This is a genomic window from Microbacterium sp. ARD31 (assembly GCF_031844425.1).
In genome coordinates this window covers 1,302,550-1,320,690 of the sequence record NZ_JAUZVE010000001.1, presented here as the reverse complement: position 1 = coordinate 1,320,690, position 18,141 = coordinate 1,302,550, and the positions used below count along the sequence as shown (strand labels likewise).

Below are 18,141 nucleotides of genomic sequence, written 5' to 3'. Positions count from 1 at the left end.
TAGACTCGTGGGGACATGAGCGACTCCATCAAGCCCGTGATCGTCGGCGCCGGAGCGTCCCGCCCCGCCGGCGATTCCCGACCCGACGAGGACCTGCTGGCAGGGCTCAACCCGCCGCAGCGCGAGGCCGTCATCCACCGCGGTCCGGCGCTGCTGATCATCGCCGGCGCCGGCTCGGGCAAGACGAGCGTTTTGACTCGGCGCATCGCGTCGCTGCTGCGCACACGCGAGGCGTACCCCAGCCAGATCCTCGCCATCACCTTCACGAACAAGGCCGCGGGTGAGATGCGCGAGCGCGTGCGGCAGCTCGTCGGCGAGGGCGCCCAGGGCATGTGGATCTCGACGTTCCACTCCGCCTGCGTGCGCATCCTGCGCCGCGAGGCCGACCAGTTCGGCTTCACGAAGAGCTTCACGATTTACGACTCGGGCGATTCCCGCGCCCTCATCAAGCGCCTCGTGAAAGAGCACGAGGGCGACTCGTTCGGCTTCACCCCCGCGGCCGTTCAGGGTCGTATCTCCAAGCTCAAGAACGAGTTGGCGGATGCGGAGTCCTACGCGCGCCAGGCGAACATGAGCGACCCCGCCGAGCGCGTCTTCGTCGACATCTTCGCCGACTACCAGCGCTCGCTGCAGAAGGCGAACGCCTTCGATTTCGACGACCTGATCGCGCAGACCGTCTACCTGTTCCGCGCGTTCCCGCACGTCGCCGACGTCTACCGCAAGAGGTTCCGGCACATCCTCGTCGACGAGTACCAGGACACGAACCACGCCCAGTACGCCCTCATCCACGAGCTGACCCGGCCCGTCGTCGGCAAGGCCGGTGACGCCTTCTCCAGCGGCGGCATGATGATCTTCGAGCCCGATGAGGCGCCTGAGGTCGAGGGAGCGTCGCTCACCGTCGTCGGCGATTCCGACCAGTCGATCTACGCCTTCCGCGGGGCGGACATCCGCAACATCAGCGAGTTCGAGCGCGACTTCCCCGGCGCGAAGGTCGTGCTCCTCGAGCAGAACTACCGCTCGACGCAGAACATCCTGTCGGCCGCCAACGCCGTCATCGGCCACAACTTCGACCGCAAGGACAAGAAGTTGTGGACCGACGTCGGCGACGGCGACCCGATCATCGGCTTCACCGGCTACTCGCAGCACGACGAGGCGCAGTTCGTGGCCGACGAGATCGAAGCGCTGCACCGCAAGGGCGTCGATTACGCGCAGATGGCGGTGTTCTACCGCACCAACTCGCAGTCCCGTGCGCTCGAGGAGATCTTCATCCGCTCGGCCGTCCCGTACAAGATCATGGGCGGCACGAAGTTCTACGAGCGCGCCGAGATCAAGGACGCGCTGGCCTACCTCGTCTCGGTCGCGAACCCCGCCGACGAGATGGCGGTGCGCCGCATCCTCAACAAGCCCCGCCGCGGCATCGGCGACGTCACCGAGACCGCGATCGCCCGCTATGCGGCATCCGAGGGGATCACTTTCCGCGACGCGCTCGCGAACTCCTCCGCACTCGGCGTCGGCGCGAAGGTGCAGAAGGCGATCGCCGACCTCGACGCGGTCCTCGCCGAGGCATCCGAAATCATGCTGCCGAGCTCGGGCGAGATCGCGCCGTCGACGTCGGTGACCGAGGGGCTCCACGTCCTGCTGAACAAGTCCGGCTACTACGACGCCCTGCGCATGTCGAAGGACCCGCAGGACGAGGCCCGCGTCGAGAACCTCGACGAGCTCGTCGCGGTCACGCGCGAGTTCGCCCGCAACAACCCCGACGGCACGCTGCTCGACTTCCTCACCGAGGTGACGCTGGTGTCGGATGCCGACGACCTCGACGATGCCAGTGGTTCGGTCTCGCTCATGACGATGCACACCGCGAAGGGCCTCGAGTTCGACGCCGTGTTCGTCACCGGTGTCGAGGAGGACCTCATCCCGCACCGCATCTCGGCGGGGGAGCCCGGCGGACCGCAGGAGGAGCGGCGCCTGTTCTACGTCGCCCTCACCCGCGCCCGCAAGCGTCTGCACCTCTCGTTGGCGATGACCCGCGCGCAGTTCGGCGAGGTGTCTGCGGCGATGCCGAGCCGCTTCCTGCAGGAGATCCCGCACGAGCTCATCGACTGGCGGCAGTCGCCGGGCGACGTGAACTCGCGCGGCGGGACGCAGTCACGGGCGCTCAACGGGCGGTCGGGCGGATCCCGCTTCGGCGGCTCGAACCGCTACGGCGACGACCTCGTGCCGCTGCCGCCCCGTGAGAAGTCCGACGCGCTCGCGAAGTTCGCCAATCGCATCCCGGCGAAGATCCGCGACAACGGCGACATGGAGCTGGCGGCGGGCGACCGCATCCGTCACGACGATTTCGGCGAGGGCAAGGTCGACATGGTCACCGGCGAAGGCGCGAAGCGCGTCGCGCACGTGCGCTTCGACACCGCGGGCCCGAAGAAGCTCCTGATCAAGGTCGCGCCCATCACCAAGCTGTGAGGCGGGTGTGGTCTGGTAGGAATGTCGCAGCGTCGTCCTCCAGGGTGCGCAGGAACGGGATGAGGCGACAGCGGTGGGCTCAGGCAGCGTGCAACAGTCCGGGTGGCGCCGTTTAGGAAGCCTCCTCGTCGGCGGGGTCACCGTCGCAGCCCTCGCCCTCGGAGCGACTCCGGCTGTCGCTGACGATGCGGCGACGGGCGTCCTCAGCGGAGTGGTGTCCGCTCCGTCGGGCGCGATCCACCCCCGCGGCAGCGTCATTGCCTACGAGGTCGACACGGCCGGCGAATCTCACGACGGCGGCAGGACGGCGGATGTCGGGACGGACGGCCGCTTCACCTTCCACGCGCTGCCCGCAGGCGACTACAAGGTCTTTGTTCGCGCCGACGCGCGCGGCGTCCTCGACGAGTATTGGCCGGACGCCGTGACGGAGCGGGACGCCGCGATCGTGACGGTACCAGCGGGAGGTGCAGCGGCGGAACTCCGGGTCCGATTGGATGCGGCTGCCGTTCTCTCGGGCGTCCTGACCGATTACACCGGGGACCCCTTCCCCGGTGCTCGTGCCACCCTCTATCGGTTGGTGAACGGGGAGCCCGATCGAACCCCCGGCCGCACTGTCGTGGCCGACGCACAGGGGCGGTACGAGTTCGACGATGTCGTAGAGGGGTCCTATCGGGTCATTTACGGACCGCCCTACGACCCGACTCGACGAGCGACCCCCAGCGAGACCGACGAGACGTTGCAGATCGGTCGAGGCGAGGTGCGACCGGGGCTGAACAAGCGGGTCTGGTACGTCACCGATATCCGGGGAATTGTCACCGATGCCCGCGGCATTCCCGACGCGGAAGCGGAGGTGGTCCTGCACTATCGGGGTGGCGAATCCGTCTCCACGACTGCCAACGGTCGGGGAATCTATTCGTTCCACTACCTCCATCCGGGTGAGGCGACACTCGCCTTCCGGAGCTACGGAACCTCTGAGTGGACTTGGCTCGGCGGCGCTCCCTCGGTCTCATCCGCTCGATGGATCGCGGTGGATGAGGACACGATCGATGCCTCTCAGCAGCTCCGCCCGCGCACTTTCACCGGGCTGCGGGCAGGGGTGAGTGGTCTGCCGTATGTGGGGAACACGCTGCTGGGCGGGGCCGATGGCGGCAACTACGAGACGACTCGCGCGATCCAGTGGCTCGCGGACGGCATCCCCATCCCCGGGGCGACGGGGGACGAGTTCCGTCTGACCGCCGCGTACCGAGCAAAGCGCATATCGGTTCGAGTGACATGGTCCGAGCCGGGGTACACGACAGTCGTCCGAACCAGCTCCCCGACGTCTCCCGTGGCTGCGGGGACCCTCCTCGCCCCTCGCCCCTCGATCAGCGGGACCGCCAAGGTCGGGGGGACGCTCACCGCGAAGTCGGGGACGTGGACCAAGGGCACCACGCTCGGTTACCAGTGGTACGCGTCCGGCAAGGCGATCAAGGGCGCCACGAAGTCGACCTACAAACTCCCGGCATCCCTCGTCGGCAAGAACGTGACCGTCAAGGTCACCGGCAAGAAGGCGGGATACGTCACCGCAGCCAAAACGTCGAAGGTGACGCCCAAGGTGACTCAGTCCGCCACTCCCACCATCAAGGGGACGGCGAAGGTCGGGCAGAAGCTGACGGCGAACCCTGGAAAGTGGGGCTCCGGGATGAAGCTGACCTATCAGTGGTACGCGAACGGCAAGGCGATCGCAAAGGCGAAGGGGAAGACCCTGACCCTGACGTCCGGCGTGACGGACAAGAAGATCACCGTCAAGGTCACGGGAAAGAAGTCCGGGTACGCGACGGTGACCACCACCTCCAAGGCGACCGCGGCAGTCAAAGCGAAGACCGTCGCGAGTGCGGTCGCCAAGCCCGTCAGCAAGACGTCCTGCCCGAAGAGCCATCCCATCAAGGGCAACCAGACCACTCGGCATACGACGGACTGGATCTACCACGTGCCGGGCGGCCAGTTCTACAAGGCGACGCACCCCGAGCAGTGCTTCGCGACCGAGGCCGCAGCCAGGAAGGCCGGCTACCGCGCGTCGAAGCGATGACGACCGGCCGGACCCCGGACAGCTGAAGTCCGGCGTCCGGCCGCCCGCATCCCGCGTACCCTGAAGCAATGGCCCTGTTCTCCCGCCGCCCGAAGAAGGACTCCGACCCGAAGGGCGAGGTCCCCGTCGACGCGCAGGCCGACGTCGACGAGGTGCAGCAGGACGTCAACGCCGCCGTCGCCGCCGAACAGGGCGAAGACACGGATGCCGAGCCGGTGCCCCACGTGCCGATCTCGGTCTCGACCTACGGCAAGCCCGTCCCGCGCCCGGCCCCCGAGCCGGAGCGTCTGCCGAAGACCCCCGAGACCGCGCCCGCCCCGAGCGAGAGCCGTCCCGGGATGCCCGACAACACCCTGCTCAGCACGGTGCTGCAGGAAGTCCCCGAAGAGGTCTACAACGCCGCGATCCTCGCCGTCATGCGCCAGGCGCTGCAGGGCACCCTGTACCTGCGCATCCTCGGCGACGCTCGCGCCCAGGCCGCTGCCGGTGAGCCGCTGCGTCTGGCGATCTCGATCGTGAACGACAAGAAGTTCCTGCTCGCCTACACGGGGGCGGCCGCGCTGCAGGCGGGGCTCGGCGACGAGGCCCAGAGCACGTCGATCCTGGCTCAGCCTTCTCAGCGTGTGCTCCGCAACGTCATCGACGCCGGGTACGACGGCATCGTCTTCGACCACGCCGGCCCCGGCCGCCGCATCGTCCTGCCGACGGGCCTCATCCAGCGCAGCCTCGACCAGGCCGACCCCGAGTTCACGATCAAGAATCTCCTCGCCGGCCCGCGTACCGACGAGACCGCCCGCGCCGTCGTCGACGCGCTCGTCGCGCGCGGCGCCTGGATCGCGGCAGGCCCGCGAGCCGACGGTCAGGGGATGGGCGTCGCGGAGGCCCGCTCGGCCGAGGGCGGCCGCTACCTGCAGGTCTTCTCGCACCCGCTCGAGGTGCTAACCCTGCATCGCGAGGACCAGCCCATGCCGCTCACGGCCGCCCAGCTGGGCGCCGCGCTCAAGAGCGAATCGGGCCTCGACGGATTCCTCATCGACCCCGCCGGCCCGTGGATCCGCATCGAGCGCGCCGAGCTGGATGCGCTCATCACGATCGCCGACGCGGCCGAAGCCGTCGACGCCGCTGCCGACACCGACGGCGACAAGGCCTGAGCAAGCCCCTGTCCCGACCCCGAGTCCGCCCCTAGGGTGGGGCGCATGGCGTCGGAGCGGATCACCCTGCAGTTGCCCGGAGGCAGGGAGCTCTCGCTCTCGAGCCCCAACCGGGTCGTCTTCCCCGAGGCGGGGATCACGAAGCACGAACTCGCCGAGTACCTCCTCACCGTCGAGGTCCCGTTCCTGCGCGCGAACGGGCACCGCCCGGTGTCGCTCGAACGGTTCCCCGACACGGTCGACGGCGACAGCTTCTTCTCGAAGAACCCGCCGAAGGGGACTCCGGACTACGTCGACCAGGTGATGTGCACCTACAACAGCGGACGCCGGCACCCGCAGGTGGTACTCGGAGAGATCGCCGCGGCCGTCTGGGCCGTGCAGATGAACACCGTCGTCTTCCACCCGTGGGCCTCCCTCGCGTCCGACACCGACAACCCGGTCGAACTGCGCATCGATCTCGACCCGCAACCCGGGACGGATTTCGCGGATGCCGCCGCCGTCGCACCCGTGCTGCGCGAGGTGCTGCGCGAGGCCGGGCTCGAGCCCTGGCTGAAGACGAGCGGCAATCGCGGCCTCCACGTCTTCTGTCCCATCGAGCCGACGCACGAGTTCCTCGACGTCCGCCACGCCGTGATCGCCGCGGGTCGCGAGCTGGAACGGCGGATGCCGGACCGGGTCACGACGAACTGGTGGAAGGAGGAGCGCGGCGAGCGCATCTTCGTCGACTTCAACCAGGCCAACCGCGACCGCACGATGGCCGGCGCCTACAGTCCGCGCGCGCTGCCAGGCGCGACGGTCGCGACCCCGATCACGTGGGATGAGCTCGCCGACGGCGTCGACCCGACCGCGTTCACCGTGCGGACCGTGCCCGAGAGGCTGGCGGACAGCGGGGACCCCTGGGAGGGGCTGCAGGACTCGCCCGGACGCATCGACACGCTGCTCGAGTGGTGGCAGCGCGATCTCGAGGCGGGCCTGGGCGAGCTGCCGTTCCCGCCGGAGTTCCCCAAGATGCCGGGCGAGCCGCCGCGGGTGCAGCCGTCGCGCGCGAAGAAGGACTGACGCTCAGTCGGCGGTCCGGGGCGTGCCCGCCGTGACCGTGTCGGCCTTCTCCTCGATGGGTTGTTTGCGTCGTGCCCACCGGGCGGGCGTGTTCGGCCCGTCCCACACCTGGATGATGCCCCACACGGCCGCCGTGAGCGGCACGGCGAGGATCGCGCCGACGATGCCGCCGAGCACGGTGCCGATCGTCAGGGCGATGAGCACCGCGAAGGCGTGCAGCTTCATGGACCGTCCCATGAGGAAGGGCTGCAGGAAGTTGCCTTCGAGCTGGTTCACCGCCACGACGATCACGACGACCCAGATCGCTGCGATGAGGCCGTTCGTCACGAGGGCGACCAGCGCCGCCAGGATCCCGGCGACCGTCGCTCCCACGATGGGAATGAACGCGAGGACGAACACGAGTGCGCCGAGCGGGAGGGCGAGCGGGATCTGCAGGACCAGGAGACCGATCGTGATGCCGACCGCGTCCACCGCCGCAACGGCCGCCGTTCCCCGGAGGTAGGCGCCGAAGGTCTGCACGGCCTTGTGCCCGACTCGTACGGCGCGCTCGTAGTCCGATCCGCGGAAGGGGCGGATGAGGAACTCCCAGAGCTGCGGGCCGTCCTTCAGGAAGAAGAACAGCGTCACGATCATCAGGACGAGCCCGGTGAGGAAGTTGGCGACCGCGCTGACGCCGGCGAGAGCACCGGAGCCGAACTGCGCGCTTGTGAGGAAGTCGGTGGCCGTGCCGACCCATTCGTCGATCTGTTTCTGGTCGATGTCGAACGGCAGCGACTCGGCCCAGGCGAGCACGCTCTGGAACCCGTCCTGCGCCTTCTTCGACAGGTCGTCGAACTGGTCGCGGACGGCATCGACCACGAGCCAGCCGATTCCTCCGAGCACGACGACGAACGCGAGCAGCGTCAGGATGGTCGCGAACACCGAGGGGATGCCGTGCCGTCGCAGCCACCCCATGAGGGGCGCGGCTGCCGAGGCGATGATCAGTGCCAGGAGCACCGGGATGACCACGACGGTGAGCTGCAGCATCCCGAGGATGAGCGCCGTCGCGATCACGCCGACGATGATCACCTGCAGCGACCGGGTCGCGAGGGTGCCGAAGCCGTCGGACCACATGCTGCCGGGCTTGCCGGCTGAGGTCACCAGCAATGGCTTGTTCTCATCGGGTCGCACCGTGCGGGAGGAGGAGAAGAACAGGCCCATGCAGCGACCCTATCGACCGGCTGTCTCCGGTGAGGGCCCTTGACTCAGCTGAGGACGTCGGCCAGGTCGTACGCGGTCACGGTCTCGAGCTGGTCGAACGTGCACGAGCGGGCGTCGCGCTCGGGACGCCACCGCTGGAACTGCACAGTGTGGCGGAAGCGGTCGCCCTCGAGCTGGTCGTAGGCCACTTCGAGCACCCGCTCGGGTCGCAGACGCACGAACGAGGTGTCCTTCGAGGCGGTGAAGCGGGATCGGTCGGACTGGCCGGTCACCGCGTCACCGTCCTCGTCGCGGACGACCAGCGGTGCGAGCTCGTCGATCAGTTCGAGCCGGCGGGCGTTGCTCCACGCCGCCACGCCACCCACCTGATGCAGGTGCCCGTCGCCGTCATAGAGCCCGACGAGCAGCGAGCCCACTCCCTGACCGCTCTTGTGGATGCGGTAGCCCACCGCGACGACGTCGGCCGTCCGGGCGTGCTTGATCTTGAACATCGTGCGCTTTCCGGGTGCGTAGGGAAGGGCGAGAGGTTTCGCGACGACGCCGTCGAGACCCGCGCCCTCGAACTCGGCGAGCCACCGCTCGGCGACGGTCGGGTCGTCCGTCGTGCGGGTGAGGTGGATCGGATGCGGCACCTCGCCCAGCAGGTCCTCGAGCTGCATCCGCCGCTCGGCGAACGGCTCCTCGCGCAGGTCGCGGTCGCCGCGGGCGAGCAGGTCGAACGCGACGAACATGGCCGGGGTGGTCTCGCTGAGCATCGCGACGCGGGAGGCGGCGGGGTGGATGCGCTGCGACAGCTGCTCCCAGTGCAGCCGCTGCGCGCCCGGCTCGCCGTGGGCGACGACGATCTCGCCGTCGAGCAGGCACGGCTCGGGCACGAGACGGGAGATCGCGTCGACGAGCTCGGGGAAGTAGCGCGTGAGCGGCTTCGAGCCGCGCGACCCGATCTCGACCTCGGACCCGTCCCAGCCGATGAGGGCGCGGAAGCCGTCCCATTTCGGTTCGTAGAGCAGGCCGCCGGCGGTCTTTCCCGGATCGGGGATGCCGGGGACGGACTTCGCGAGCATCGGCGCGGGGATCTCGTACATGCCGCCCATCCTGCCCGCCCGGCCTTCGTGCCGGAACGGGGTTGCGGCGACGGGTCAGGCGAACGCGCTCACGCCGGTGATGTCGCGACCGAGCAGCAGCGCCTGCACGGACTCGGTGCCCTCGTACGTGTGGATCGCCTCGATGTCGGCCATGTGCTGCATGACCCCGTTCTCGAGCAGGATGCCGTTGCCGCCCAGCAGGTCGCGTGCCGTCGCGGCGACCCGCCGTGCGGCACGCGTGTTGTGGAACTTCGCGAGCGACGCCTGCGTGGGGCGCAGCCCGCCGGCGGTTTCGAGGTCGGCGAGGCGCCGGCAGTAGAGCTGCATCGCGGTGAGGTCCTCGAGCATGTGCGCGAGACGCTCCTGCACCATCTGGAACCGGGCGAGGGGCTTGCCGAACTGCACCCGCTGCTGCGCGTACTGCAGCGCCGTCTCGTAGCAGGCGGTCGCGTGGCCGAGCGCCGACCACGCCACGCCGGACCGCGTCGCGTACAGCACGGTCGAGGCATCCTTGAACGTCTTCGTGCCGGGGAGGACGGCGTCCGCGGGCACGCGCACGTCGTCGAAAGCGATGTGGGCCTGATGGATGCCGCGCAGCGACGCCTTGCCCGCGATCACGGTGCCGGTGTAGCCGGGCCGGTCCTGCTCCACGAGGAAGCAGCGCACATTGCCGTGGTGCTCGTCGCCCTCGGCGTCGACCCGCGCCCACACGAAGGTGATGCCGCCCGAGGCGCCGTTGCCGATCCACTTCTTCGCGCCGCGGATGACCCACTCGTCGCCGTCGCGGCGGGCGACGGTCTCGAGCGACACCGAGTCGGAGCCGTGGTCGGGTTCGGTCAGGGCGAAGGCGGCGGGCACCTCGAAGCGGGCGATGGGAGTCAGCCACCGCTCCTGCTGCTCGTCGCTGCCGAAGAGGGCGAGGGTGCGCAGCGCCAGCCCGCCCTGGACGGCGAGGACGGTGCCGAGCGACCCGTCGCCGCGCGAGATCTCCATGTTGACGAGCCCCGCGGCGAGGGGCGAGAACCGGGTGAGCCGCGGGTGGTCGATCCCGTCGTTCAGCAGGTCGAGCTCGCCGAAGCGCCGGGCGATGTCGAGCGGGTACTCGGCGGTGTCCCACGCGTCGCGCATCCGGTCGCCGACCTCGTCGACGAAGGCCCGCGTCCGCTGCCACACGTCCCGGTCGGCGGCCGGGATGTCGGCGAAGACGGCGTAGTAGTCGGTGTCGAGGGGGCCGAGCACGTCGTAACGGCCCGAGGCGCCGCCGGGCAGGGGAGTGGTCATCGCGCCAGGATACGCCGGGTTGGCATCCAGTTCCACCGAGGGTGGAACGGCGTATCAGGCTCTCCGTGTCACCGGAGGGAGCCGAGCCGACGTGCGACCTCGGCGGGCGGCATCCGTCGGGGGAACGTCGCGACGACGATGTCGTCCGCCGCCGGCGGCTCGGGGTCGGGGTGCACACCGAAGCGGCGGAGCAGCTCGTCGTAGGCGGACTCGAGGACGGCGGCGGGGACCCGCTTCGATCCGCGCAGCAGTCGACGCAGCACATGGTTGTGCACGGCGGTCACCGCCGCGGCGAAGGCCACGGCGTCGACGGGGTCGAGCCCGGGGACCGAGCGTCGCAGGTAATCGTCGAAGAGTCGCTCGTAACGGAAGACCGTGACGATCTCGCGGTCGCGGAGCGACGGTACCTGACGGACGACGGCGTAGCGACGCCGGGCGACCTCGGGGTCGGCGGCGAAGTGGCGGTACACCTGCACCGACGCCTCGCACACCGCCGCCCACGGGTTCTCGTGAGTCTCGGCGAGATACGTGCGGAGCATCTCGAGCAGGACCTCGTGGTCGGCGAAGACGACGTCGTCCTTGCCGCCGAACTGCCGGAAGAAGGTCGATCGCGAGACGCCCGCCGACTGCGCGATCTGCTCGACCGAGGTCTGCTCGTAGCCGTGCTCGGTGAACAGCGCGAGCGCGGCGGCCACCACTGTGCTGCCCGTGGGACGGAGGTCGTCGGCCATGGAGGGAAGCCTAGTCCGGCGGCCGTCTGTCAAGGCCTGTGCCGTCGGCGACGCGACACCGTTGACTCGGCCCATGTCCTCCCTGTGGAAGCAGCACCTCTCCGAGTCCCCCGGCATCCCCGTCACCCCCGGCAGTCGCCACGAGGTGGTCGTCGTCGGTGCGGGACTCACGGGACTCGCGACCGCGTACGAGCTCGCGCGGTCCGGCGTCGACGTCGCCCTCGTCGAGCGCGGCGGCGTCGGCCAACTCGCGTCGGGATCGAACACCGGCAAGGTGTCGCTGCTGCAGGGGACGACGCTCTCGTCGCTGCGATCGGGGCACCCGGCATCCCTCGTCCGGGCCTACGTCGAGGCGAACCGCGACGGCTTCGCGTGGATGACGGACACCGCCGACCGTCTCGGTGTGCCGCTCACCTCACGCACCGCCTACACCTACGCCCAGGGCGACGAGGGCCGGCGCTCGGTCGTGAAGGAGTACGACGCCGCGCGCGAGGCGGGCCTCGCGGTGCGCCTCGTCGACGATGCCGAGCTCCGCGAGGCGGCCGTGCCGATGGTGGCCGCCGTCGCGCTCGACGACCAGCGCGCGGTCGATCCGATGCAGCTGCTCGCGGCGCTCGCCGACGCGTTCGTCGCCGCGGGCGGGACCCTCCACCTCGGCGTCCACGTGCGCGGGGTGAAGGTCTTCCCCGAGCCGCGGGTGGAGACCGACCTGGGGCCGCTCCTCGCCTCGCAGGTCGTGGTGGCCACCGGCATCCCGATCCTCGACCGCGGCCTCTACTGGGCGAAGGTGAGCGGGATGCGGTCGGCCTGCGTCTCGTTCACCCTCACCGCTCCGCTGCCCGACGGCATGTACCTCTCCGCCGACGAGCCGACCCGTTCGGTGCGCACGATCCTCCCGGGCGACGGACCCTCCGATGTCGCGCAGATCGTGGTCGGCGGAGCCGGCCACCCCGTCGGACGCGCCGCGTCGGAGCGCGCGATGCTCGATGAGCTGTCGCAGTGGGCGCAGCAGACGCTGCCGGTGGGGGAGGAGACCCACCGGTGGTCGGCGCAGGACTACGTCTCGCATAACCGCATCCCGTTCATCGGCGCGATGCCGCGCTCGCTCGGCCGCGTCCGTTTCGCGACGGGCTATGCCAAGTGGGGGCTGACGAACGCGCCCGCGGCGGCGCTGCGCATCGTCAGCGAGCTGCGTGGCGAGAGCTGGCGTGACCGGCCGCGGTGGATGACGCAGATCGGCACGCGTCTGACGATGCCCGCCGACATCGCACAGGGCGCGGTCGAGAACGCGAAGGTCGGGCTCGCGGCGGCGAAGGGATGGGCCGCCGCCGAGGCCGAGGCCGTCCCGGTGCCGCAGCCGGCCGAGGGGGAGGGCGTGGTCGCGCAGCGAGGCGGCCGTCCCGTCGGGATCTCGACGACCGGGGGCGAGACCCGCGCGGTGAGCGCCGTGTGCCCGCATCTCGGCGGGGTCCTCGAGTGGAACGACCTCGAGTGCACGTGGGACTGTCCGCTGCACGCGTCGCGGTTCACGGCATCCGGGGAACGCATCGAAGGCCCCGCATCGCGAGGGCTCCGACGCGTGGACTGACTCAGCCGGCCGCGGCGATCACCCCGGTGATGATGAGGGTGACGAGGGTGGTCCACAGCACGATCGCGAGGCCCTGCCAGAAGAGCACGGTGCGCGTCGGCACACCGGTGCCCTTGAGGGCGGCCGCGGTGAACTGGGTGGGCAGGATGAGCGGGCCGAGCAGGCTCACCCCGGGTGTGCCGTAGCGGTGGTACGCCTTCTGGAACTTCTCGGAGCGCGCCGACACGGGCTTCTCGGCCGCTCCGGCACGGGTGGTGACGGCGGTGCGCACGCGCGCGGTGGCGAGCGCGACGATGGCGACGCAGAGGAAGTTGCCCGCGGCGCCGGCGAGCGCGGCGGCGACGGGGTGGATGCCGCCGATGATGCCGATCGCGGCGGCACCCTCGCCCTCGATGAAGGGGACGGCGCCCGCGAGCGCCACGATGAGCGGCTGCACGAGGTCGGGCACCTGCGCGACGAGGTCCTGGAAACCGGCGACGAGGTCGGAGACGGGGTTCGACATGATGTCCTCTCGGGTGCGGCGACCGGATCTCGTAGCGCCGTGATCCCATCCCACCGAGGATGCGGTGGCGGCGGCAGTGCCGCGGCGTCACCTCTCGCCGGGAGATGCGATGACCCGAGGGGTGACATTCGTCATGGTCGTACTGTGGCCGTGTGACCAGCCCCGACCCGACCCCGACGCGCACCGCCGTCTCCCTCGCCCGCGGGGTCACCGCGACCGGGTGGTACATCGCGTCCTCGATGGTGTTCTTCCTCATCGGTGGGCTGCTGGTGTGGGGTGTCATCGTCCTGGTGGCGCGCGGCGGCTGGCGCGACCCCGTCACGCTCGTGGGGTTCCTCGGCTTGTCGACCGTCGTCGTCGTGACGACGATCGTGCTGCTCGCCCGCTACCGCCGCGACGGCGACCTCGATGACACCGACCGTCCGTCCGGCGGTCGGCGTTTCCTGTCGCTGCCCGTCGTCGCCGGGGTGCTCGCATCAGTCGGCGTCGGCCTCGTGTCGGCCTCGGCGCTGCTGGGGGCGGCGCTCGTCGGCACCGTCCTCTGCCTTGTCAGGTGGGCCCCCGGCATCCGCTGGCGCGGTGTCGTGCTACTCGAGGTCGCCCTCGCCGTCCTGTGGGTCGTCGAACTCAGTCGGGCGTCGGGGGGCAGCGACGCCTTCCTGCCTGCGTTCTTCGCGCTCAGCCTGCCCGCGATGCAGGCGCTCTCGCTCTGGTCGTGGGACGTCGTCCTGGAACTCGACCGCGCGCGCCGGACCGAGGCGCGGCTCGCCGCGGTGCAGGAACGCCTGCGTCTGGCGGGCGAACTGCACGACCTGCAGGGGCACCACCTGCAGGTGATCGCACTGCAGCTCGAACTCGCCGAGCGCATGATCGGACGCGACCCGGATGCCGCCGCGCACCGGATCGCGCTCGCGCGCGCGTCCGTCGACGAGGCGCGCGAGGGCACCCGGTCGCTCGCCGGTCGCTTCCGCGGGGTGCCGCTGCCCGACGAGCTCGCCAACGCGGCGGACCTGCTGCGTGCGGCCGGTCTGGAGGTCACCCTCGACGTCGCCGCGGATGCGGCATCCGCTCCCGCCGACCTGCTGGGGCCGGTCGTCCGCGAGTGCACGACCAACGTGCTCAAGCACGGCGGCGGCCGGTGGGCGCGGCTCGGTCTCGAGCGCGCGGGACAGTACTGGCGGCTGACCGCCGCGAACGATCCCGGGCCCGGCTCGACCATCGGCGCGGGCGCGGGGCTCGAGGGCATCGCCCACCGGGTCGGCGTCGTCGGGGGCGACGCCGTCACCCGCCGTGAGGACGACCGATTCGAGCTCATCGTGACCGTCCCCGCCGACGGAGGCCCCGCATGATCCGCGTGCTCATCGCCGACGACGAGGACATGATCCGCACGGCGCTCGCCGCCCTGCTCGGTCTCGAGGACGACCTCGAGGTCGTCGCGGAGTGCGCCGACGGCGAGAGCGCCGTCGCCCGCGCGCTCGAGCTGCGGCCCGACGTCTGCCTGCTCGATCTCGAGCTGCCCGGCATCGACGGCGTCGAGGCGGCCGCCCGCATCCGTCAACGCATCCCCGCCCGGTGCGTCGTCGTCACCCGCCACGCGCGTCCGGGGGTGCTGCGACGCGCGCTCGGCGCGGGGGTCGACGGCTTCGTGCCGAAGTCCCGGCCCGCAGGCGACGTCGCCGCCGTCATCCGCGAGGTCGCCGCCGGCCGCCGGTACGTCGACCCCGAGATCGCCGCCGACGCCCTCAGCGACGAGCGCTCGCCGCTCACCGACCGCGAGCTCGACGTGCTGCGCGCCGGCGCCCGCGGCGAGACGATCGCCGACATCGCGGCATCCCTCCACCTCTCCGCCGGCACCGTCCGCAACCACGTGTCGTCGATCCTCGGCAAGCTCGGCCTCGCGACCCGCCAGCAGGCGGCGATCACGGCGCGCGAACGCGGCTGGATCTGACGGATGCCGCACGAAGAGCCCCTGCCGGGCGGCAACGCGAGCGGGGCCGTCGTCCGCATCGGCGACACGGTGCGCAAGCCGTGGACGGCGTCGACGCCGAGCGTCATCGCCTACGCGCAGGCGCTGCGAGCGGCGGGTGTCGACGCGCCCGAACAGCGCGGGCGGGACGATGCCGGGCGGCAGATCCTGGAGTACGTCCCCGGTGAGCTCGCGATCGGGCGCGGGCCGATGTCGGTGGGCGAGCTGCGGCGCGTGGGCGCGATGGTGCGGGCCATCCACGACGCGAGCGCCGCGTACGCGGTACCCGCCGACGCCGTCTGGGAGACCGCGATCCCGGCGCCCGGCGCCGAGCTCGTGTGCCACAACGACCTCGCCCCGTGGAACCTCGTCGTCGGCGAAGACCGGTGGGTCTTCATCGACTGGGATGCGGCCGCCCCCAGTACACGGCTGTGGGACCTCGCCTATGCCGCGCAGGCGTTCACGCTTAACGACACCTCGGTCGTCGCCGCGGAGGCGGCGCGCGGACTCGCCGCCTTCGTCGAGGGCTACGGCGCCGAGGCTCGGCTCCGCCGCGAACTGCCCGAGGCGATGGCGCAGCGGACCGCCGCGATGCACGACCTCCTCCGGACATCGCACGAGGCCGGCGCCGAGCCGTGGTCGTCGATGTTCGCGGACGGGCACGGTGCGCACTGGCGGAACGTGACGGCCTACGTCGAGCAGCACCGGCGGGTCTGGCGCGCCGCACTCGAGCGCTGAACGCACCCCCGCCGAACGAGGGTGCTCCCGCGCGGGGCACTCAGGCGCGGGTAGTAGGCTTTTCGACCGGGCGATCTCTCGACATCGAGATAATTCCGCGCCCGTCACCCCCACCGTCGCCCAGCGAAGGATTGCAGTGGACCTTTACGAGTACCAGGCACGAGACCTGTTCGAGAAGTACGAGGTGCCGGTGCTCGCCGGCATCATCGCCGACACCCCTGAGGAGGCGAAGGCGGCTGCCGAGAAGATCGGCGGTGTCGTCGTCGTCAAGGCTCAGGTCAAGACCGGAGGTCGCGGCAAGGCCGGCGGCGTCAAGGTCGCCAAGACCCCCGACGAGGCCTACGCGGCAGCCGAGGCCATCCTCGGCCTCGACATCAAGGGCCACGTCGTCCAGCGCGTGATGGTCGCCCAGGGCGCCGACATCGCCGAGGAGTTCTACTTCTCGGTGCTGCTCGACCGCTCGAACCGCTCCTACCTGAGCCTCTGCTCGGTCGAGGGCGGTATGGAGATCGAGGAGCTCGCCGTCGAGCGCCCCGAGGCGCTCGCGCGCATCGAGGTCGACCCGCTGCAGGGCATCGACAAGGCCAAGGCCGTCGAGATCGCGAAGGCCGCAAACTTCCCCGAGGACCTCGTCGAGAAGGTCTCGGACGTGTTCGTGAAGCTCTACGACGTCTACAAGGGCGAGGGCGCGACGCTCGTCGAGGTCAACCCGCTCGTCCGCACCGGCGCCGGCGACATCGTCGCCCTCGACGGCAAGGTGTCGCTCGACGACAACGCCAGCGAGGTGCGCCACCCCGAGCACGAAGAGCTCGAGGACAAGGGCGCCGCCGACCCGCTCGAGGCGAAGGCGAAGGCATCCGGCCTCAATTACGTCAAGCTCGACGGTCAGGTCGGCATCATCGGCAACGGCGCGGGCCTGGTCATGTCGACCCTCGACGTCGTCGCCTACGCCGGCGAGAACCACGGCGGCGTCAAGCCCGCCAACTTCCTCGACATCGGCGGCGGCGCGAACGCGCAGGTCATGGCCTCGGGTCTCGACGTCATCCTCGGTGACGAGCAGGTCAAGAGCGTCTTCGTCAACGTCTTCGGCGGCATCACGTCATGCGTCGCCGTCGCCGAGGGCATCGTGAAGGCCCTCGAGATCCTGGGCGACGCGGCCACCAAGCCGCTCGTCGTCCGCCTTGACGGCAACCAGGTCGAGGAGGGTCGCGCGATCCTCGCAGAGGCCAACCACCCGCTCGTCACGCTCGCCTCGGGTATGGACGAGGGCGCCGACAAGGCCGCCGAGCTGGCGAACGCCTGAGACGCGCCGAGACTACCGAGACACAGGGACAACAGACATGTCTATCTACCTCAACAAGGACTCCAAGGTCATCGTCCAGGGCATCACCGGCGGTGAGGGCACCAAGCACACCGCCCTCATGCTGAAGGCCGGGACGAACGTCGTAGGCGGCGTCAACGCCCGCAAGGCCGGCACGACCGTCACCCACGAGAAGCCGCACGAGGGCGAGGTCGACCTCCCCGTCTTCGGCTCGGTCGCCGAGGCCATCGAGAAGACCGGCGCCGACGTCTCCATCGCGTTCGTGCCGCCCGCCTTCACGAAGGACGCCATGATCGAGGCGATCGACGCCGAGATCCCGCTGCTCGTCGTCATCACCGAGGGTGTGCCCGTCGGCGACACCGCCGAGGCGTGGGCCTACGCGAAGAGCAAGGGCAACAAGACCCGCATCATCGGTCCGAACTGCCCCGGCATCATCACGCCCGGCGAGGCGCTCGTCGGCATCACGCCCGCGAACATCACCGGCAAGGGCCCCATCGGCCTCGTGTCGAAGTCGGGGACCCTGACCTACCAGATGATGTTCGAGCTCCGTGACCTCGGCTTCTCGACGGCCATCGGCATCGGCGGCGACCCCGTCATCGGCACGACGCACATCGACGCCCTCGAGGCGTTCGAGGCCGACCCCGAGACCAAGGCCATCGTCATGATCGGCGAGATCGGCGGCGACGCCGAGGAGCGCGCGGCCGACTACATCAAGGCGCACGTGACCAAGCCCGTCGTGGGTTACGTCGCCGGCTTCACCGCTCCCGAGGGCAAGACCATGGGCCACGCCGGCGCCATCGTCTCGGGCTCGGCGGGCACCGCGCAGGCCAAGAAGGAGGCCCTCGAGGCCGCCGGCGTCAAGGTCGGGAAGACCCCGTCCGAGACCGCCGACCTGATGCGCGCCATCATCGAGGCGCTCTAAGCCACACGAACGAAGGGGCGGATGCGAGCTGCATCCGCCCCTTCGTCGTTCCCGGAACGCCCGTGA

Annotated in this window: 15 protein-coding genes; 10 read left to right on the top strand and 5 right to left on the bottom strand. The window is 70.4% G+C overall.

The features are described from left to right. The first annotated feature begins 15 nt into the window (after nucleotides 1-15). The 4 genes from Q9S36_RS06575 (at nucleotide 16) to ligD (ending at nucleotide 6,741) form a co-directional block, all read left to right on the top strand. Nucleotides 16-2,463, top strand: a complete 2,448-nt coding sequence (locus Q9S36_RS06575; protein ID WP_311284412.1) for a UvrD-helicase domain-containing protein — start codon at nucleotides 16-18, stop codon at nucleotides 2,461-2,463. A 73-nt stretch (nucleotides 2,464-2,536) separates the two neighbouring features. Continuing rightward, nucleotides 2,537-4,531, top strand: coding sequence for a hypothetical protein (locus tag Q9S36_RS06570; protein WP_311284411.1), 1,995 nt, complete (start codon nucleotides 2,537-2,539; stop codon nucleotides 4,529-4,531). 68 nt (nucleotides 4,532-4,599) lie between these two features. Then, entirely contained in the window at nucleotides 4,600-5,682 is a 1,083-nt protein-coding gene (locus Q9S36_RS06565; RefSeq protein WP_311284410.1) for an SseB family protein, read from the top strand. Nucleotides 5,683-5,727: 45 nt separating this feature from the next. Beyond that, nucleotides 5,728-6,741, top strand: a complete 1,014-nt coding sequence (gene ligD / locus Q9S36_RS06560; RefSeq protein WP_253034964.1) for a non-homologous end-joining DNA ligase — start codon at nucleotides 5,728-5,730, stop codon at nucleotides 6,739-6,741. A 3-nt stretch (nucleotides 6,742-6,744) separates the two neighbouring features. Here the strand turns inward: ligD and Q9S36_RS06555 are convergent, their stop codons facing one another. From Q9S36_RS06555 to Q9S36_RS06540, 4 genes are all read right to left on the bottom strand, one after another. Further along, nucleotides 6,745-7,941 carry an AI-2E family transporter gene (locus Q9S36_RS06555; protein WP_311284409.1) on the bottom strand — a complete coding sequence of 399 codons (1,197 nt, stop codon included), beginning with the start codon at nucleotides 7,939-7,941 and terminating at the stop codon, nucleotides 6,745-6,747. Between the two features lie 44 nt (nucleotides 7,942-7,985). Then, nucleotides 7,986-9,026, bottom strand: coding sequence for an ATP-dependent DNA ligase (locus Q9S36_RS06550; RefSeq protein ID WP_311284408.1), 1,041 nt, complete (start codon nucleotides 9,024-9,026; stop codon nucleotides 7,986-7,988). Nucleotides 9,027-9,080: 54 nt separating this feature from the next. Further along, complete coding sequence (locus tag Q9S36_RS06545; RefSeq protein WP_311284407.1) at nucleotides 9,081-10,307, bottom strand: acyl-CoA dehydrogenase family protein; 1,227 nt, start codon at nucleotides 10,305-10,307, stop codon at nucleotides 9,081-9,083. 68 nt (nucleotides 10,308-10,375) lie between these two features. Beyond that, a complete protein-coding gene (locus tag Q9S36_RS06540) occupies nucleotides 10,376-11,038 on the bottom strand; it encodes a helix-turn-helix domain-containing protein (RefSeq protein WP_311284406.1) in 663 nt (220 codons plus the stop codon). Nucleotides 11,039-11,111: 73 nt separating this feature from the next. Here Q9S36_RS06540 and Q9S36_RS06535 point away from each other — a divergent pair, with 73 nt between their 5' ends. Then, nucleotides 11,112-12,626 carry an FAD-dependent oxidoreductase gene (locus Q9S36_RS06535; RefSeq protein ID WP_311284405.1) on the top strand — a complete coding sequence of 505 codons (1,515 nt, stop codon included), beginning with the start codon at nucleotides 11,112-11,114 and terminating at the stop codon, nucleotides 12,624-12,626. 1 nt (nucleotide 12,627) lies between these two features. On the opposite strand, the gene Q9S36_RS06530 is transcribed toward Q9S36_RS06535, so the two are convergent. After that, nucleotides 12,628-13,128 (bottom strand): small multidrug efflux protein, encoded by a 501-nt coding sequence (locus Q9S36_RS06530; protein ID WP_311284404.1) that lies wholly within the window; start codon nucleotides 13,126-13,128, stop codon nucleotides 12,628-12,630. Nucleotides 13,129-13,280: 152 nt separating this feature from the next. Here Q9S36_RS06530 and Q9S36_RS06525 point away from each other — a divergent pair, with 152 nt between their 5' ends. The 5 genes from Q9S36_RS06525 (at nucleotide 13,281) to sucD (ending at nucleotide 18,075) form a co-directional block, all read left to right on the top strand. Then, complete coding sequence (locus Q9S36_RS06525) at nucleotides 13,281-14,477, top strand: histidine kinase (RefSeq protein WP_311284403.1); 1,197 nt, start codon at nucleotides 13,281-13,283, stop codon at nucleotides 14,475-14,477. Next, nucleotides 14,474-15,076, top strand: coding sequence for a response regulator transcription factor (locus Q9S36_RS06520; RefSeq protein ID WP_311284401.1), 603 nt, complete (start codon nucleotides 14,474-14,476; stop codon nucleotides 15,074-15,076). The genes Q9S36_RS06525 and Q9S36_RS06520 overlap by 4 nt, the downstream gene beginning before the upstream one ends. A gap of 3 nt (nucleotides 15,077-15,079) precedes the next feature. Next, nucleotides 15,080-15,832, top strand: coding sequence for a phosphotransferase (locus tag Q9S36_RS06515; protein WP_311284400.1), 753 nt, complete (start codon nucleotides 15,080-15,082; stop codon nucleotides 15,830-15,832). A 136-nt stretch (nucleotides 15,833-15,968) separates the two neighbouring features. After that, complete coding sequence (gene sucC / locus Q9S36_RS06510; protein ID WP_064001263.1) at nucleotides 15,969-17,135, top strand: ADP-forming succinate--CoA ligase subunit beta; 1,167 nt, start codon at nucleotides 15,969-15,971, stop codon at nucleotides 17,133-17,135. 37 nt (nucleotides 17,136-17,172) lie between these two features. Next, a complete protein-coding gene (gene sucD, locus Q9S36_RS06505) occupies nucleotides 17,173-18,075 on the top strand; it encodes a succinate--CoA ligase subunit alpha (protein ID WP_064001264.1) in 903 nt (300 codons plus the stop codon). The last annotated feature ends 66 nt before the right edge of the window (nucleotides 18,076-18,141 follow it).

Coding starts and splice junctions, on each gene's coding strand:
- Q9S36_RS06575 (WP_311284412.1), top strand. CDS start 16: ATGAGCGACTCCATCAAGCCCGTGATCGTCGGCGCCGGAGCGTCCCGC.
- Q9S36_RS06565 (WP_311284410.1), top strand. CDS start 4,600: ATGGCCCTGTTCTCCCGCCGCCCGAAGAAGGACTCCGACCCGAAGGGC.
- ligD (WP_253034964.1), top strand. CDS start 5,728: ATGGCGTCGGAGCGGATCACCCTGCAGTTGCCCGGAGGCAGGGAGCTC.
- Q9S36_RS06555 (WP_311284409.1), bottom strand. CDS start 7,941: ATGGGCCTGTTCTTCTCCTCCTCCCGCACGGTGCGACCCGATGAGAAC.
- Q9S36_RS06550 (WP_311284408.1), bottom strand. CDS start 9,026: ATGTACGAGATCCCCGCGCCGATGCTCGCGAAGTCCGTCCCCGGCATC.
- Q9S36_RS06545 (WP_311284407.1), bottom strand. CDS start 10,307: ATGACCACTCCCCTGCCCGGCGGCGCCTCGGGCCGTTACGACGTGCTC.
- Q9S36_RS06540 (WP_311284406.1), bottom strand. CDS start 11,038: ATGGCCGACGACCTCCGTCCCACGGGCAGCACAGTGGTGGCCGCCGCG.
- Q9S36_RS06535 (WP_311284405.1), top strand. CDS start 11,112: ATGTCCTCCCTGTGGAAGCAGCACCTCTCCGAGTCCCCCGGCATCCCC.
- Q9S36_RS06530 (WP_311284404.1), bottom strand. CDS start 13,128: ATGTCGAACCCCGTCTCCGACCTCGTCGCCGGTTTCCAGGACCTCGTC.
- Q9S36_RS06520 (WP_311284401.1), top strand. CDS start 14,474: ATGATCCGCGTGCTCATCGCCGACGACGAGGACATGATCCGCACGGCG.
- Q9S36_RS06515 (WP_311284400.1), top strand. CDS start 15,080: ATGCCGCACGAAGAGCCCCTGCCGGGCGGCAACGCGAGCGGGGCCGTC.
- sucD (WP_064001264.1), top strand. CDS start 17,173: ATGTCTATCTACCTCAACAAGGACTCCAAGGTCATCGTCCAGGGCATC.